This window comes from Chromobacterium sphagni (assembly GCF_001855575.1).
Classification (GTDB): Bacteria; Pseudomonadota; Gammaproteobacteria; order Burkholderiales; family Chromobacteriaceae; genus Chromobacterium; species Chromobacterium sphagni.
In genome coordinates this window covers 198,105-212,582 of sequence record NZ_MKCS01000004.1, presented here as the reverse complement: position 1 = coordinate 212,582, position 14,478 = coordinate 198,105, and the positions used below count along the sequence as shown (strand labels likewise).

Genomic DNA, 14,478 nt, shown 5'->3' with positions numbered 1-14,478 from the left:
CGACAAGTACCAGGAAAGGGCGTCATAATACAGCAAAACATCGTTGTATTTAAGGCCACGCCGGACTTTCCGGACGCATATTGGCAATTTTTGCGATTTACCCCTCCGTCATCCCGTTCTATCAGGAGCATTCCGCAATGAAAAAGGTCGAAGCCGTCATCAAGCCGTTCAAGCTGGACGAAGTGCGCGAGGCGTTGTCCGAGATCGGCGTCAACGGCCTCACCGTTTCCGAAGTCAAAGGCTTCGGCCGGCAAAAAGGCCACACCGAACTGTACCGCGGCGCCGAATACGTGGTGGACTTCCTGCCCAAGGTGAAGATAGAGGTGATCCTGCCAGACGACCTGGTGGAGCGCGCGATCGAGACCATCGTCGCCACCGCCCGCACCGGCAAGATAGGCGACGGCAAGATCTTCGTCACCCCAGTGGAGCAGGTGGTGCGCATCCGCACCGGCGAAACCAACGAACAGGCGATCTGACACCCGGACCGTCCAATAAAAAGCCGCCCCTGACTGGGACGGCTTTTTTGCGCCTAGCGTAAAGATCGGGACGCGCTCACTTCCACAATTTCCACCACGGCATTTCCTCAACCGTCCACTGGGCGGACAGGTAATGGCTCTTGGGATAATTCAGCGCCAGCACGCGGCGGGCGTCGTCGCGCAGCTGCGGCAGCTGCAGCTTGTCGTAGGCGGTTACCATGATGGCCAGCGCCTCTTCCGGGTACTTGGTATTGGCGAAGTCCTTCACCACGCCCTGCGCGCGGTTGGCGGCGGCCAGATAGGCGCCGCGCTTCATGTAGTAGCGCGCCACATGCATCTCGTTGCCGCCGAGCGCATCCACCAGCTTGGTCATCTTGGCGCTGGCATCCGGCGCGTAAGTGCTGTTGGGGAAGCGGGTAACCAGCTCGCGGAAGGCGGTGAAGGCCTCGCGCGCCGCGCGCGGATCGCGTTCGCTCATGTCCTGGCCGGCCCATTTGGCGAGCAGGCCGGAATCGTCATTGAAATACACCAAACCCTTCAGATAATAAATGTAATCGAGGTTGGGGTGGGTCGGGTGCAGCTTGATGAAACGGTCCGCAGAAGCGATCGCCTGCTCCGGTTCCCCATCCTTGTAGTGGGTGTAGGCCAGGTCCATTTGCGCCTGCTGCGCATAGCGTCCGTAAGGGAAGCGCGACTCAAGCGTTTCATAGAGCTTGACAGCACGGGTATAATTGCCGCTGTTCAACTCGTCGTGAGCTTCCGAATACAGCTTTTCCACGGTCCAGCCGCGCGTTTCGTCGTAGGTTTCCGTGGTTGCACATCCGGCAAGCCCCATCACCAACATTGCTGCAACAACGTATCTTTTCATGACTGATCCTTACATTGACCCGGACGATTATAGCGACATCTCGGAAAACGAGATATCTGCTACGCAACATCTCGAAATTCCGCTGTCGCTCGGCGGCGAAAGACTGGACGCCGCGCTGGCCAAACTGCTGCCCGATTACTCGCGCAGCCGGCTGACCCAATGGATAAAAGACGGCTTGGTCACGGTGGACGGCCAGGTGATGGCGCCCAAGACCAAGATGCTGGGCGGCGAGAAGCTGGTGGTCACTTTACAGCAGACCCATGAAGAAATGGCTTTCCAGCCGGAGGCGATGGATCTGCCCATCGTGTTCGAAGACGAGCACATCCTGGTAATCAACAAGCCAGCCGGCCTGGTGGTGCATCCCGCCTCCGGTAATTGGAGCGGCACCCTGCTCAACGGCCTGCTGCACCACTGCCCTTCGCTGGCGGGCGTGCCGCGCGCCGGCATCGTGCATCGTCTGGACAAGGACACCTCCGGCCTGATGGTGGTGGCCAAGACCCTGCCGGCGCAAACCGAACTGGTGCGCCAGATGCAGGCCCGTACCGTCAAGCGCATCTACCGCGCCATCGCCGACGGCGTGGTACCGTTCGACGGCACCATCGACGCCAATATCGGCCGCGATCCGCATAACCGTCTGAAGATGGCGGTGCTGAAATTCGGCGGCAAACCCGCCATCACCCATATCCGGGTGCTGGAGCGCTTCGCCAGCCACTCCTATATCGAATGCAAGCTTGAAACCGGCCGCACCCACCAGATCCGCGTCCACATGCGCGAATCCGGCCATCCGCTGTCAGCCGATCCGGTTTACGGCAATCCGCGCCACAAGATGGACGACGACACCGCGGCCGCGGTGAGGGCGCTGGACCGCCAAGCGCTGCACGCCTATGCGCTGGCCCTGGTGCACCCGGCCACCGGCGAAGAGCGCAGCTGGAAGGCCCCGCTGCCGGAAGACTTCCGCCGTCTGCTGGACCTGCTGCGCGGCGATGGCGCGCTGCCCGACGAGGACGCCTTCGTCCCGGCCGAGGAGCTGGACGATGAAGACTGGGATGACGACGACGAGGACGACGGCGACGTCGAAGTAATCTATGCCCGCTGAAAACTGGATCGCGGCGGACTGGCCGGCCCCGGCCAATGTCCGCACCCTGGCCACCACCCGCCAGGGCGGCGTCAGCCAGCCGCCCTACGCCAGCCTGAACCTGGGCGCGCACGTGGGCGACGACCCTGCCGACGTCGCCGCCAACCGCGCGCGGCTGCGCGCAGCGCTGCCGGCGGAGCCTTTCTGGCTCAATCAGGTGCACGGCACCGCGGTGGCCAATGCAGCCTCGGCGGCTGAGCTGCCGCCGGACGCCGACGCCAGCTTCGCGCGCGCTCCGGGCGCGATCTGCGCGGTGATGACCGCCGACTGCCTGCCGGTTCTGCTATGCGACGACGCCGGCAGCGCGGTCGCGGCTGCCCACGCCGGCTGGCGCGGGCTGTGCGACGGCGTGCTGGAGGCCGCCATCGCGGCCATAGGGCCGGCGCCATCGACGCTGATGGCCTGGCTGGGTCCGGCCATCGGTCCGGACGCATTCGAAGTGGGCGCGGAAGTGCGGGAAGCCTTCATCGCCCGCGACCCCGCCGCCGTGGAAGCCTTCGCCGACATCGGCGAAGGCAAATACCTGGCGGACATCTATGCGCTGGCGCGCCAGCGCCTGGCCGCGGCCGGCGTCAGCCGGGTGTACGGCGGCGACTTCTGCACGGTGATAGACCGCGAGCGCTTCTTCTCCTACCGCCGCGACCGCCAGACTGGCCGCATGGCCTCGCTGATCTGGCTGCAGGACTGAATCCTGGCGCCCCGCCTCCCGGCGGGGTGTTTATTTTATTCGCCTCCAGACAATTATTCCCCAGCAATTTCCCGCCGCCGCATTGACCCCGCCCGGCCACGCGAACATCATCAAGCCTATCCCCACTCGCCGATCACAACGCCGCATGGACATCGCCATCGTCACGCTGGACTGCTTCAATGAACTGGACTCCTTCATCGCGCTGGGCATGCTTGGCCGCATGCAGCCTCATGGTTGGAACGTGCGCATCAGCAGCCCCTTCGCCACGCTGCAATCGAAGAACGGCGTGCGCATGCAGCGCCAAGAAAACCTGGAATTCGCCAACCGCGCCGACGCCGTGCTGATAGGCAGCGGCTTCCGCACCCGCGACTGGGTGGCTGACGATGCCATTACGCGCCAATTCCGGCTGGATCCGCAGCGCCAGCTGATCGGCGCCCAGTGCTCAGGCGCGCTGCTGCTGCACCGGCTGGGACTGCTGCCGGACAATATCGCCTGCAGCGACGACCTCACCCGGCCCTGGCTGGAGCAGGCCGGCGTCGCCGTGCCGCGCCAGGCCTTCCGCGCGAGCGGCAACATCGCCACCGCAGGCGGCTGTCTGTCCTCGCAATACCTGGCCAGCTGGGTGTTGCTGCGCTTGGCCGGCATCGAGCGCGCCCGCGAAGCGCTGTCCTACGTCGTGCCGGTGGGAGAAGAAGACGCCACCATCAGTCGCCTGTTGGCCACCGTGTCCACTTCCGCCGCGGCAGAAGCGGAATGAGAGTCGCCGATCTCGCAAGGTTGTCGTCCGCCGACCTGCACCCCTGCTTTCTGGAGGCCTTCAGCGACTATCTGGTGCCCGCCCAGCCCGATCTGGAACAACTGCGCCGCATGCTGCTGCGCCGCGGCTGGGTGCCGGAACTGAGCGCCGGCGCGTGGCAGGGCGGCAGGCTGGTGGGTTTCTGGCTCTGCGCCACGCCGGAGATCGCCGGCCGCGTCGAAGGTTATTGCATCGCCGCCGGCGTCTCGCCCATCGCCCGCCGCCACGGCGCGCTCAGCGGGATGGCGGCAAAAGTATCGCAGCTGCTGGCAAAGCGCGGCATCTTCCAGCAAAGACTGGAAGTGATGGAAGACAACCAGCGCGCTCGCCCTGCCTACGCCAAGCTTGGCTTCCAGCCGGCGCGGCAACTGGACTGCTATCAGATCCAGATGCTCATCGCCGGCTCGCGCTACTGGCCGGTCACCACCCACGCCGGCTATCTGCCGGCGCAATGGCCGCAAACCGACTGGCTGGCCTACCCCCCGGCCGTACCCAACCGTCGGGACTCTCTGCTGCGCGCCGACCCAGCCCCGCGCTGGCTGAGCGTGCGCAGCGGCGATGTCCTGCAGGGCTCGCTGCTGTTGTCGGCCGACGGCGAGGTGCTTGAGCTGATGGTTACTCCCGGCTGCCGCCGCCAGGGCATCGCCAGCCAGTTGCTGCATGCCGGGCAATCGCTGTCGCCGGGCGGGCGGCTGACGTTCAACAACGTCGACCGCCGCGACCTGGCGATGATCAGCCTGCTGCTCCGGCATCAGGCTGTCTATCGGCTGTCGCAATGGGAGATGCTGAAGCCGGCTGGACCTTAGGACGGGCATTCATGCCATCCGGTGATAAAATGAAAAGCGCAGGCAAGCGGATTCTCCCGCTGCCGCGCGGCCAACCGTCCCCGCTCTCAAACGACGGCGCAATCACGCATCACAACCAGCCCGGCCGGCCGCAAGCGCTGCGGAAGGCCCGGCGCAGAACCAAGGCCTGCCCGATGAACCCACAACAACAAACCGACTGGCAGCACCGCCTGATCGCACTGCTTGAACAGCAACCTCCCGACAACGACGGCGCCCACGACCTCAGCCACCTGCACCGGGTATGGGCGGTGGCGCGCCAGCTGCTGGCGCAATACCCCGAAGCCGACACGCGGGTGGTCATGGCCGGCTGCTACCTGCACGATCTGGTCAATCTGCCCAAGAACCACGCCCAGCGCCAGATGGCCTCGCGCTGGTCAGCCGAGCGCGCGCGCCAGTTGCTGGCGGACAGCGGCCTGTCCGCCGCGCAGATGGACAATCTCGCCCACGCCATCGAGGCCCACAGCTACTCGGCAGCCATCGCGCCGCGCAGCCTGGAGGCCAGAATCGTCCAGGACGCCGACCGCATGGACGCGCTGGGTCCGGTGGGATTGGCGCGGATGTTCTACGTCTCCGGCCGCATGGGCCGCGCGCTGGCCCACCCGCTGGATCCGCTGGCCAAACAGCGCGCCACCGACGACCAGGCCTGGGCGATAGACCATATCGCGGTGAAGCTGGCCAAGCTGCCCGGCATGATGCAAACCGACGCGGGCAGGCAGATGGCGGAACGCAAACTGCAGTGGCTGCTGACCTTCCGCGATGAATTCTGCCAAGACTGGATGGCCCGCTAACACAGGAACCCGCAGCCATGATGATCCGCAAACTGCCGCGCAATACCGAAGGCCGCGACTGGGTGGTCGGGGATCTGCATGGCTGCTTCAGCCAGCTTGGCCGGCTGCTGAGCATCATCGCCTTCAACCCGGCGTGCGACCGCCTGCTGTCGGTGGGCGACCTGATAGACCGCGGGCCGGAAAGCCATCTGGCGGTGCAATGGCTGGCGCAGCCCTGGTTCCATGCGGTGCGCGGCAACCACGAACAGATGGCGCTGGACGCGATGCGCAACCCGCCGGACAACCAGGAGCGCCACCTGTGCAACGGCGGCGCTTGGCTGGCCGAGCAAGGCCAGGCCGAGCGCGACGCCTGCCTGGCAGCCATCTCCCAACTGCCGTTGGCGCTTGAAATCGCCGTAGTGGGCGGCCGGATAGGCGTGGTGCATGCCGACTGTCCGGATAACGACTGGCGGTCGCTGTCCGCGCGGCTAGACGCCGACAACCCCAGCGAACAGGACTACAGCACGCTGCTGTGGTCGCGCAGCCGGGTGAAGAATGGCGGCGGCGGCCAAGTCCAAGGCGTAAACCTGCTGCTGGTGGGACACACCCCGCAAGAGCATGCCATCATGTACGACAACGTGATGCACCTGGACACCGGAGCCGTCTACGGCGGCAAGCTGACGCTGTTCTGCATCAACGACTTCGTCGAAGTCTCCCTCCCAGCCAACGTCGAGTACATGGCGCAGTTCCTGGTGCATTAGACGCCCGGCGGCGCAAACGGCTAGAATGCGCGACCCGCTTACAAGGAAACACCATGGCCGAGCACAAGAAAAAATCCTCCGGTCCCAAGCCGGGCCAGTTGGACCGCCGCATCCAAGAGCAGCGCTACGGCCAAGCCGAAGCAGCTTGCAGCCGGCTGACCGCCCTGCTGGAGGATCTGGCCAAGGACGGCCGGCTGGACGGCAATCAGCAGGCCGGCCAATACCTGAACTCCACCCGCGCCTACTACCGCCGCATCCGCAACGGCAAGGTGATGGGCCCGGCCGACTTCACCGCCGCCGCCGATGTGTGCGCCAGCGTGCGCCGCGCGCTGACCGCGCTGGACCCGGCCCTCGCCTTTGCCGGCCTGCGCCAGGCCGACGACTTGCAACAAGCCCTGCAGCAAGGCGCGCTGGTGGAGGCGGAGATGCAGAAGATCAAGGCCGCCGGCAAGGCTGGCTGAGCCGCAAATACCTATGGCATGATGATGGCACCCTCCCTCAAAGGTCCGTCATCATGTACAACCTTATCCCCCATCTGCGCGTAGCCCGTCCGGTCAGCAATCTCCCGACCAGCAAGGCCATGTATTGCGAAGGCCTTGGCCTGCAGTTGCTGGGCAGCTTCAGCGAACACGACGGTTTCGACGGCATCATGCTGGGCCTGCCCGGCGCCGGCTATCACCTGGAATTCATCGTCGACCGCCAGCACCCGGTTCCGCCCACCCCGACAGTAGAAGACCTGCTGGTGCTCTACCTGCCGGATCACGCCGAATGGCAGACTCGGTGCGCCTGCATGCGCGCCGCCGGCTTCCGCGCCACGCCGTCCGCCAATCCTTACTGGGACGAACACGGCGTTACCTTTGTCGACCACGACGGCTATCGAACCGTGCTGCAGAATGCGAAGAGTCCGGTGTAAGGCTTGAGCGCCCGACATGAATCGATGCGGGCGCGGCAAACGGTGCCAAAATTCTGCCCGCAGCGCTATTCCCCCGCCGCGTTGACGATTTTTTCAAGCTGTCCGGACGCGCGCATTTTCTCGATCGCCTTATTGAATTCGGGAATCCATCTGGCGGCTCCCGACGCCTTGGAAAGCCCGAAAGAAGCGTAGCTCAGTTGGCCGATAGGCACGTTGGAAACCCCTATCGTCTCCCCGACTCCCTGCTGATCGACAAGATACCTGCCCACATTCGAATCGATGGTTGCCAGATCGATGCGGCCGGAGTCGATCATCTTGATCAGGGCGACGGAGTCGGCCGCCCGCTCGATTGGATGGGAGGACGCAAAAGCGGCCTCCATAGCCTTATCGACAACCGAACCTATTTCCATGCCCAGCCGGTGTTTTTTAAGCTTGTCATAGTTTTTCCAGTCCACATCGCCGTGAAATGCGCTTTTTTTATACAAAAAACAGTTGTATTGCTTCATCACCGGCGCGGAAAACTCCAGATACTGTTCGCGTTCCGGGGTTTTATACAGGGGAAGGATGCCATCCAGCCTCCCTTCCTTAGCCTCGGCCTGGCAACGCCCCCAAGGCAGAATCCTGACGACGACGACTAGGCCAAGCTGTTTGGCGATCTCTTGCAACAGACGAACCTTGATGCCGCTCTCGGTCACGGCACCAAACTCCCCGATGGCGTAGGGGGGATACTTGTCATAGCACATCGCCAGCGTCCGGCCTTCGGCATGAACCTCAAACGCCAACAGCATTGCGAGCGGCATGAAAAGCAGCCTGGCGATCACGCAACCTCCTTGTCCTGGTAAGCGACTATGCGCAACTACGAAACGGCGCCGCCCGAACCCGGGCCGCGCCGTTCCGCATTGAAATCCGCCTTGCCGGAAAGCTAGCCTTCCACCGCCTCGCTCTCCTGCTGCAGCCGCCACATCTCGGCATAGCGGCCATTCTTTGCCAACAGTTCGCGGTGGCTGCCCTGCTCCACCACCCGGCCAGCGTCCAGCACCAGGATGCGGTCGGCGTCGACGATGGTCGACAAGCGATGAGCGATGATCAGCGTGGTGCGGTTGGCCGATATCTCCGCCAGCTCATGCTGGATAGCCTTTTCGGTGCGTGAATCCAGCGCGCTGGTGGCCTCGTCGAAAATCAGTATCGGCGGGTTTTTCAGGATAGTGCGGGCTATCGCCACCCGCTGCTTCTCGCCGCCGGACAGCTTCAGGCCGCGCTCGCCCACCAGGGTGTCGTAGCCGTCGGGCAGGCCGACGACAAAATCGTGGATGTGGGCCGAACGCGCCGCCTCCATCACCTCCTCTCGGCTGGCCCCGGCTTTGCCGTAGGCGATGTTGTAGTAGATGCTGTCGTTGAACAGCACGGTGTCCTGCGGCACGATGCCGATGTGGGCGCGCAGCGAATCCTGCGTCAAATGGCGGATGTCGGTGCCGTTGATGCGCACTGCGCCGGCGTTGACATCGTAGAAACGGAACAGGATGCGCGACAGCGTCGACTTGCCGGCGCCGCTGGCGCCCACCACCGCCAGCGTCTGGCCGGCCGGGATGGAGAAGTCCACATCGTGCAGAATCTGGCGCTTGCTTTCATAGGCGAAGCCCACACGCTCGAAACGGATGGCCGCGCTGCGGGCATCAAGCAGTTGGGCCTCTGGCGCATCCGCCACTTCCAAGTTGACATCCAGCAGCTTGAACATGCGTTCTATATCCGCCAGTGAATGCTTGATTTCGCGATAGACAAAGCCCAGAAAGTTGAGCGGCGCGTACAGCTGGGTGATGAAGGTGGCCACCAGCACCACGTCGCCCACCGTCATGGTGCGCGCCACCACCGCGCGCGCCGCCAGCACCATCACCAGCGTCACGCCCGCTGCGATGATGGCGGCCTGGCCGGCATTGAGCAGCGACAGCGACACCTGGTTTTTCACCGCGGACGCTTCCCAGGCTGCCAGATTGCCGTCGTAGCGTTTGGATTCGTACTCTTCGTTGTTGAAGTACTTCACCGTCTCGTAGTTGAGCAGCGCGTCTATCGCCTTGGAATTGGCCTTGGAGTCCAGATCATTCATGGTGCGGCGGTAGACGGTGCGCCACTCGGTCACCACCAGGGTGAAGGCGATGTAGAGCGCGATGGTGCCCAGCGTCACCGCGGCGAACTCCCAGGCGTAGCGGTGGAACAGTATCGCCGTCACCATGCCGATTTCCAACAGCGTGGGCAGGATGTTGAATACGGTGAAGTTGAGCAGAAAGCCTATGCCCTTGGTGCCGCGCTCGATATCGCGGCTCATACCGCCGGTGTGGCGCTCCAGATGGAAGCGCAGCGACAGCTTGAACAGATGGCGGAACACGCTGCGCGCCACCTGGCGCACCGCGCCCTGTATCACCCGGGCGAAGATGGCGTCGCGCAACTCGCCCAGCACCCCGGACAACAGCCTGGCGCAGCCGTAGCCCACCAGGGCCAGCACCGGCACCGCCAGCAGCGTGGCCGGCACCGACAGCTGGTCGACGATGTCCTTCAGGTACAGCGGCACCGTCACCGCCGCCACCTTGGCCAGCACCATGCAGGCCAGCGCCAGCGTCACCCGGCCCTTGAAAGTCCATAGATACGGCAGCAGCGTCTTGATGGTTTCAAAATCGTTTCGATTGGCCGGCGCCGGGCCGCTATGACTGATGCGCATAAAAGGTTTGCCTGTAGCTTGATCCTGTCCGAAAGTGAAGGAAGCTCACTCAACAAGGGGCAGGCATCATGTGGATTCTGTTACTGGAAGCTTTTGGCGCGGGAGCGCTCGCCTCTCTCATCGTCTGGTGGACCTGGCCGCGCGAGGACGATGATCCATCCTGTAAACACGACTAGTGCAGCACCCGCGGGGCCACCAGCGTCATTTCCGGGATTTCCGCCTCGAAGCGCTGGCCGTCGTCGGCCACCAGCTGGTAGCTGCCCTTCATGCTGCCGTACGGAGTTTTCAAATGGGTGGCGCTGGAGTATTCGAAGGCCTCGCCCGGGTCCAGATGCGGTTGCTCGCCCACCACGCCCATGCCGCGCACCTCCTGTACCTGCTGGTTGGCGTCGGTGATGATCCAGTGCCGGCTGACCAACTGCGCCGGCTCGCTGCCGGTATTGGTGATGCGGACGCGGTAGCCGAACACGTATATGTCGTTGGCGACATTGGATTGTTCGTCGATGTAATGCGGCTCCGCCATCACTTCCATGAGGTAGGTCTTGTCGGCCATTGCGGCTTCTCCTGATTGGTCTGGTTTTCATTTTATCCCGCCAATGGCCTTTTGGCGCGGTAGAATGCCCGGCATCCGTGTTTAATCGATGCCAGAGCAATCGCCATGCGCACTTTCCGTATCGCCCCCAGCATTCTGTCCGCCGATTTCGCCCGTCTGGGCCAGGAAGTGAGCGACGTCGTCGCCGCCGGCGCCGACATCATCCACTTCGACGTGATGGACAACCACTATGTCCCCAACCTGACCATGGGCCCGATGTTTTGCGAGGCCATCCGCCCGCATACCCAGGCGCCGATCGACGTGCATCTGATGGTGAAACCGGTGGATGCGCTGGCGGCGGCCTTCGCCAAGGCCGGCGCCGACATCATCACCTTCCATCCAGAAGGATCGGAACACGTGGACCGCACGCTGGGCCTGATCCGGGACGCCGGCTGTAAAGCCGGCCTGGTCTTCAACCCGGCCACGCCGTTGCACTTCCTGGACCACGTGATGGACAAGATAGACATGATCCTGATCATGTCGGTCAACCCCGGCTTTGGCGGGCAGTCGTTCATCCCGCACGCGCTGGAAAAGGTGAGGCAGGCGCGGACGCGCATAGACGAATACACCGCCAAGCACGGCGGCGAGATCTGGCTGGAGGTGGACGGCGGCATCAAGGCGGACAATATCGCCGCGGTGGCCGCCGCCGGAGCCGACACCTTTGTCGCCGGCTCGGCCATCTATGGCCAGAAGGACTACAAGGCCGTGATAGACGCGATGCGCGCCGAACTGGCCCGCGTCGAACCGTAAATCCATAGGGGAGCAACCACCAGATGCATGCCTTCATCGTCACCGGCGCCTCGCGCGGCCTGGGCTACGCCATTTGCGAAACCCTGCTCGCCGACGGCGATTTCGTGGCGGGCATCGCCCGCAATGCCGCCGCCGCGCTGGCGGGCTTGGGCGAACGCCATGCCGAGCGCCTGCTGGCCATCAATGCCGATCTCGCCGACTCCGGCCAGGCTGCCGCGGCGGTCCACAGCGCGCTGCAGCAGCTGCCGCTGACCGAGTGCGCCAGCATCACGCTGATCAATAATGCCGGCGTGGTCACCCCCATCGCCCAGGCCGGCCACTACCCGGCCGACCAACTGGTGCAGGCTGTCGCCATCAACGTCACCGCGCCCATGTTGGCCGCCGATGCCCTGCTGCGCGCCACCGATGCGCTGCCGGCGCGCCGCCGCATCCTCAACATCTCCTCCGGAGCCGCCGCCAAAGCCTACCCGGGCTGGAGCGTGTACTGCGCCACCAAGGCCGCACTGGACCACTTCAGCCGCAGCGCGGCGCTGGAGCAGGAAGGCAAAGCCAACCCGGCGCAGATCGTCGCGCTGTATCCTGGCGTGGTCGACACCGACATGCAGGGCAATATCCGTGGCAGCAACGAGGGCCAGTTCCCGCAAAAAGCCCGCTTCGACGCCCTCAAGGCCGAAGGCGGCCTGGCCACCCCGGCCGCCGCGGCGCGCCAGATTGTCGACTACCTGACGTCGCCGGCCTTCGGCAGCCAGCAGGTGGTGGACATCCGCGATCTGTAAGCAACGCAATTTTCCATCCCGCCGCGGCCTGCCAGGCTGCGGCCACGCAATAAAGCCAGCCATGAACCTGAAACACATCCAAGCCGTCGCCTTCGATCTGGACGGTACCCTGGTGGACTCCGTCCCCGACCTGGCCGCCGCCGCCAACGCGATGCGCCATCACCTGGAACTGCCGCCGCTGCCGGAAATGCGCATCCAGGAACATGTGGGCGACGGCATCGCCAGCCTGGTGCACCGCGCCATCACCGACCAGCGCCACGCCGAAGCCGAAACCGGCCTGTGGGAGCGCGGCTACCGCTACTTCATCCAGCATTACCGCCAGCATCTGACCGACCTGACCACAGTCTACGACGGCGTGCGCGACGGTCTGGGCCTGTTGCGCGCGCGCCAGCTGCCGCTGGTGCTGATAACCAACAAATCGGAGCGACTGGCGGTTCCCCTGCTGGAACAGCTGGACCTGCGCAACCATTTCAGCCTGGTGATAGGCGGCGACACCCTCAGCGAGAAGAAGCCTTCCGCCCTGCCGCTGCTGCACTGCTGCCAGGTGCTGGGCATCCAGCCCGACCAACTGGCGATGGTGGGCGACTCCGCCAACGACGTGGCCGCCGCGCGCGCGGCCGGCAGCGCCGCAATCGCCGTCAGCTACGGTTACGGCGACGCCGCCACCCTGGGCGCGGACCTGACCGTGGCCAGCATTGCCGAGCTGTACGATTTGATGAAGAATGACGGCTCCATCTCACTCTGAAACCGGAAACCTCTGACCCATGGCTTTTCTTCCCATACCCGCCAGCTGGCGATGGCGTCGCTAGTCCCGCCCCCCTGCACGCCGCCCCAAACTGACAGAACAAAAGGAAGAACATCCATGCAGCACGAGACTTTCCAACAACTCGCCGCCGAAGGCTACAACCGCATCCCGGTTACCCAGGAACTGCTGGCCGATCTGGACAGCCCCTTGTCCATCTACCTGAAGCTGGCCAACCAGCCGTACAGCTACCTGCTGGAATCGGTGGTGGGCGGCGAACGCCACGGCCGCTACTCCTTCATCGGCCTGCCCGCCGCCACCCGCCTGCGCGTCAGCGGCCAGCGGGTGCAGGTGGAGTGCGGCGACAAGGTGATAGAGCGCCACGACGGCGACCCGCTGGCCTTCATCGAGGCTTTCCAGCAGCGTTTCAGCACGCCGACGCTGCCAGGCCTGCCACGCTTCTCCGGCGGCCTGGTAGGCTATTTCGGCTACGACACCGTGCGCCATATCGAAAAACGCCTGGCCGGGGTGGAGAAACCCGATCCGGTGGGCACCCCCGACATGCTGCTGATGCTGTCCGAGGAAATCGCCGTGGTGGACAACCTCTCCGGCAAACTCTACCTGGTGGTGTACGCCGACCCGGCCGTGCCCAACGCGCTGCACAAAGCCGAAGCGCGGCTGGCCCAGCTGCGCGCCAAGCTGCGCGAGCCGCTGACCATTCCGCTGTCGCTGCCCACCGGCCAAACCGGCGCGGCGGTGTCGGAGTACGGCGAGCAGGCCTTCAAGGACGCGGTGGCCGCCAGCCAGCGCTACATTCACGAAGGCGACATCATGCAGGTGGTGCTGGCGCAGCGCATGCAACAGCCCTACCAGGGCTCCCCCATCGCGCTGTACCGCGCGCTGCGCAACCTCAACCCGTCGCCGTATATGTTCTTCTACCACTTTGACGACTTCCACGTGGTGGGCGCCTCGCCGGAAATCCTGGTGCGCCGCGAAGGCGAAACCGTGACCGTGCGCCCCATCGCCGGCACCCGCCCGCGCGGCCATACCCGCGAACAGGACGAGGCGCTGGCGGAGGAGCTGCTGGCCGACCCCAAGGAAATTGCCGAGCACGTGATGCTGATGGATCTGGGCCGCAACGACGTCGGCCGCGTCGCCAGGATAGGCTCGGTGGAAATCACCGACAATATGGCGATAGAGCGCTACTCCCACGTGATGCACATCGTCTCCAGCGTGGAAGGCAAGGTGGACGGCAAGATCAGCAACATCGAGGTGATCAAGGCCACCTTCCCGGCAGGCACCCTGTCGGGCGCGCCCAAAGTGCGGGCGATGCAGATCATCGACGAATTCGAACCCACCAAGCGCGGCGTCTACGGCGGCGCGGTCGGCTATCTGGGCTTCAACGGCGACATGGACCTGGCCATCGCCATCCGCACCGCGGTACTGAAGAACGGCATGCTGTACGTGCAATCCGGCGCCGGCGTGGTGGCGGATTCGGTGCCGCAGTCGGAATGGCAGGAAACGCAGAACAAGGCGCGCGCGGTGCTGCGCGCCGCGCAGATGGTGGCGGACGGGCTGGACGCCTGAGCATCCCCCTCCGCGCTCAAAACCGCCGGGCCCTCGCCCGGCGGTTTGTCTTTCATGCCCTGATAGGCCGCG

17 protein-coding genes are annotated in these 14,478 nt (G+C 64.5%); 13 read left to right on the top strand and 4 right to left on the bottom strand.

Annotated features, from left to right (window positions below; translation table 11 throughout):
* Window positions 1–137: 137 nt before the first annotated feature.
* Window positions 138–476, top strand: coding sequence for a P-II family nitrogen regulator (locus BI347_RS21540; RefSeq protein ID WP_071117059.1), 339 nt, complete (start codon window positions 138–140; stop codon window positions 474–476).
* A 76-nt stretch (window positions 477–552) separates the two neighbouring features.
* Here the strand turns inward: BI347_RS21540 and BI347_RS21535 are convergent, their stop codons facing one another.
* Window positions 553–1,344: an outer membrane protein assembly factor BamD gene (locus BI347_RS21535; protein ID WP_071117058.1), complete on the bottom strand. Its 792-nt coding sequence runs from the start codon at window positions 1,342–1,344 to the stop codon at window positions 553–555.
* On the opposite strand from BI347_RS21535, the gene rluD reads away from it, so the two are divergent.
* The 8 genes from rluD (at window position 1,343) to BI347_RS21495 (ending at window position 7,249) form a co-directional block, all read left to right on the top strand.
* Window positions 1,343–2,440: a 23S rRNA pseudouridine(1911/1915/1917) synthase RluD gene (gene rluD / locus BI347_RS21530; protein ID WP_071117057.1), complete on the top strand. Its 1,098-nt coding sequence runs from the start codon at window positions 1,343–1,345 to the stop codon at window positions 2,438–2,440. The two genes, BI347_RS21535 and rluD, sit on opposite strands and share 2 nt — an antisense overlap.
* Window positions 2,430–3,167 carry a peptidoglycan editing factor PgeF gene (gene pgeF / locus BI347_RS21525; protein ID WP_071117056.1) on the top strand — a complete coding sequence of 246 codons (738 nt, stop codon included), beginning with the start codon at window positions 2,430–2,432 and terminating at the stop codon, window positions 3,165–3,167. Before rluD ends, pgeF begins: the two co-directional genes overlap by 11 nt.
* A 145-nt stretch (window positions 3,168–3,312) precedes the next feature.
* Window positions 3,313–3,924, top strand: coding sequence for an AraC family transcriptional regulator (locus BI347_RS21520; RefSeq protein WP_071114533.1), 612 nt, complete (start codon window positions 3,313–3,315; stop codon window positions 3,922–3,924).
* Window positions 3,921–4,769 carry a GNAT family N-acetyltransferase gene (locus BI347_RS21515; RefSeq protein WP_083339108.1) on the top strand — a complete coding sequence of 283 codons (849 nt, stop codon included), beginning with the start codon at window positions 3,921–3,923 and terminating at the stop codon, window positions 4,767–4,769. Before BI347_RS21520 ends, BI347_RS21515 begins: the two co-directional genes overlap by 4 nt.
* 173 nt (window positions 4,770–4,942) lie before the next feature.
* Entirely contained in the window at window positions 4,943–5,596 is a 654-nt protein-coding gene (locus BI347_RS21510; protein WP_071114536.1) for an HD domain-containing protein, read from the top strand.
* A gap of 17 nt (window positions 5,597–5,613) precedes the next feature.
* Complete coding sequence (locus BI347_RS21505; RefSeq protein WP_071114531.1) at window positions 5,614–6,336, top strand: metallophosphoesterase; 723 nt, start codon at window positions 5,614–5,616, stop codon at window positions 6,334–6,336.
* A gap of 53 nt (window positions 6,337–6,389) precedes the next feature.
* Entirely contained in the window at window positions 6,390–6,797 is a 408-nt protein-coding gene (locus BI347_RS21500; protein ID WP_071114530.1) for a hypothetical protein, read from the top strand.
* A 53-nt stretch (window positions 6,798–6,850) separates the two neighbouring features.
* Complete coding sequence (locus tag BI347_RS21495; protein ID WP_071114529.1) at window positions 6,851–7,249, top strand: VOC family protein; 399 nt, start codon at window positions 6,851–6,853, stop codon at window positions 7,247–7,249.
* A 65-nt stretch (window positions 7,250–7,314) separates the two neighbouring features.
* Here the strand turns inward: BI347_RS21495 and BI347_RS21490 are convergent, their stop codons facing one another.
* The 3 genes from BI347_RS21490 to apaG form a co-directional block, all read right to left on the bottom strand.
* Window positions 7,315–8,070: a substrate-binding periplasmic protein gene (locus BI347_RS21490; RefSeq protein ID WP_071114528.1), complete on the bottom strand. Its 756-nt coding sequence runs from the start codon at window positions 8,068–8,070 to the stop codon at window positions 7,315–7,317.
* 101 nt (window positions 8,071–8,171) lie between these two features.
* A complete protein-coding gene (locus tag BI347_RS21485) occupies window positions 8,172–9,959 on the bottom strand; it encodes an ABCB family ABC transporter ATP-binding protein/permease (protein WP_071117054.1) in 1,788 nt (595 codons plus the stop codon).
* 172 nt (window positions 9,960–10,131) lie between these two features.
* Entirely contained in the window at window positions 10,132–10,512 is a 381-nt protein-coding gene (apaG, locus tag BI347_RS21480) for a Co2+/Mg2+ efflux protein ApaG (protein WP_071114526.1), read from the bottom strand.
* Window positions 10,513–10,617: 105 nt separating this feature from the next.
* On the opposite strand from apaG, the gene rpe reads away from it, so the two are divergent.
* The 4 genes from rpe (at window position 10,618) to trpE (ending at window position 14,406) form a co-directional block, all read left to right on the top strand.
* Complete coding sequence (rpe, locus tag BI347_RS21475; protein ID WP_071117053.1) at window positions 10,618–11,301, top strand: ribulose-phosphate 3-epimerase; 684 nt, start codon at window positions 10,618–10,620, stop codon at window positions 11,299–11,301.
* Between the two features lie 23 nt (window positions 11,302–11,324).
* Window positions 11,325–12,077 (top strand): SDR family oxidoreductase, encoded by a 753-nt coding sequence (locus tag BI347_RS21470; protein WP_071117052.1) that lies wholly within the window; start codon window positions 11,325–11,327, stop codon window positions 12,075–12,077.
* A gap of 61 nt (window positions 12,078–12,138) precedes the next feature.
* Window positions 12,139–12,822 (top strand): phosphoglycolate phosphatase, encoded by a 684-nt coding sequence (locus tag BI347_RS21465; RefSeq protein ID WP_083339107.1) that lies wholly within the window; start codon window positions 12,139–12,141, stop codon window positions 12,820–12,822.
* A 117-nt stretch (window positions 12,823–12,939) separates the two neighbouring features.
* A complete protein-coding gene (gene trpE / locus BI347_RS21460) occupies window positions 12,940–14,406 on the top strand; it encodes an anthranilate synthase component I (RefSeq protein WP_071117050.1) in 1,467 nt (488 codons plus the stop codon).
* Window positions 14,407–14,478: the final 72 nt, after the last annotated feature.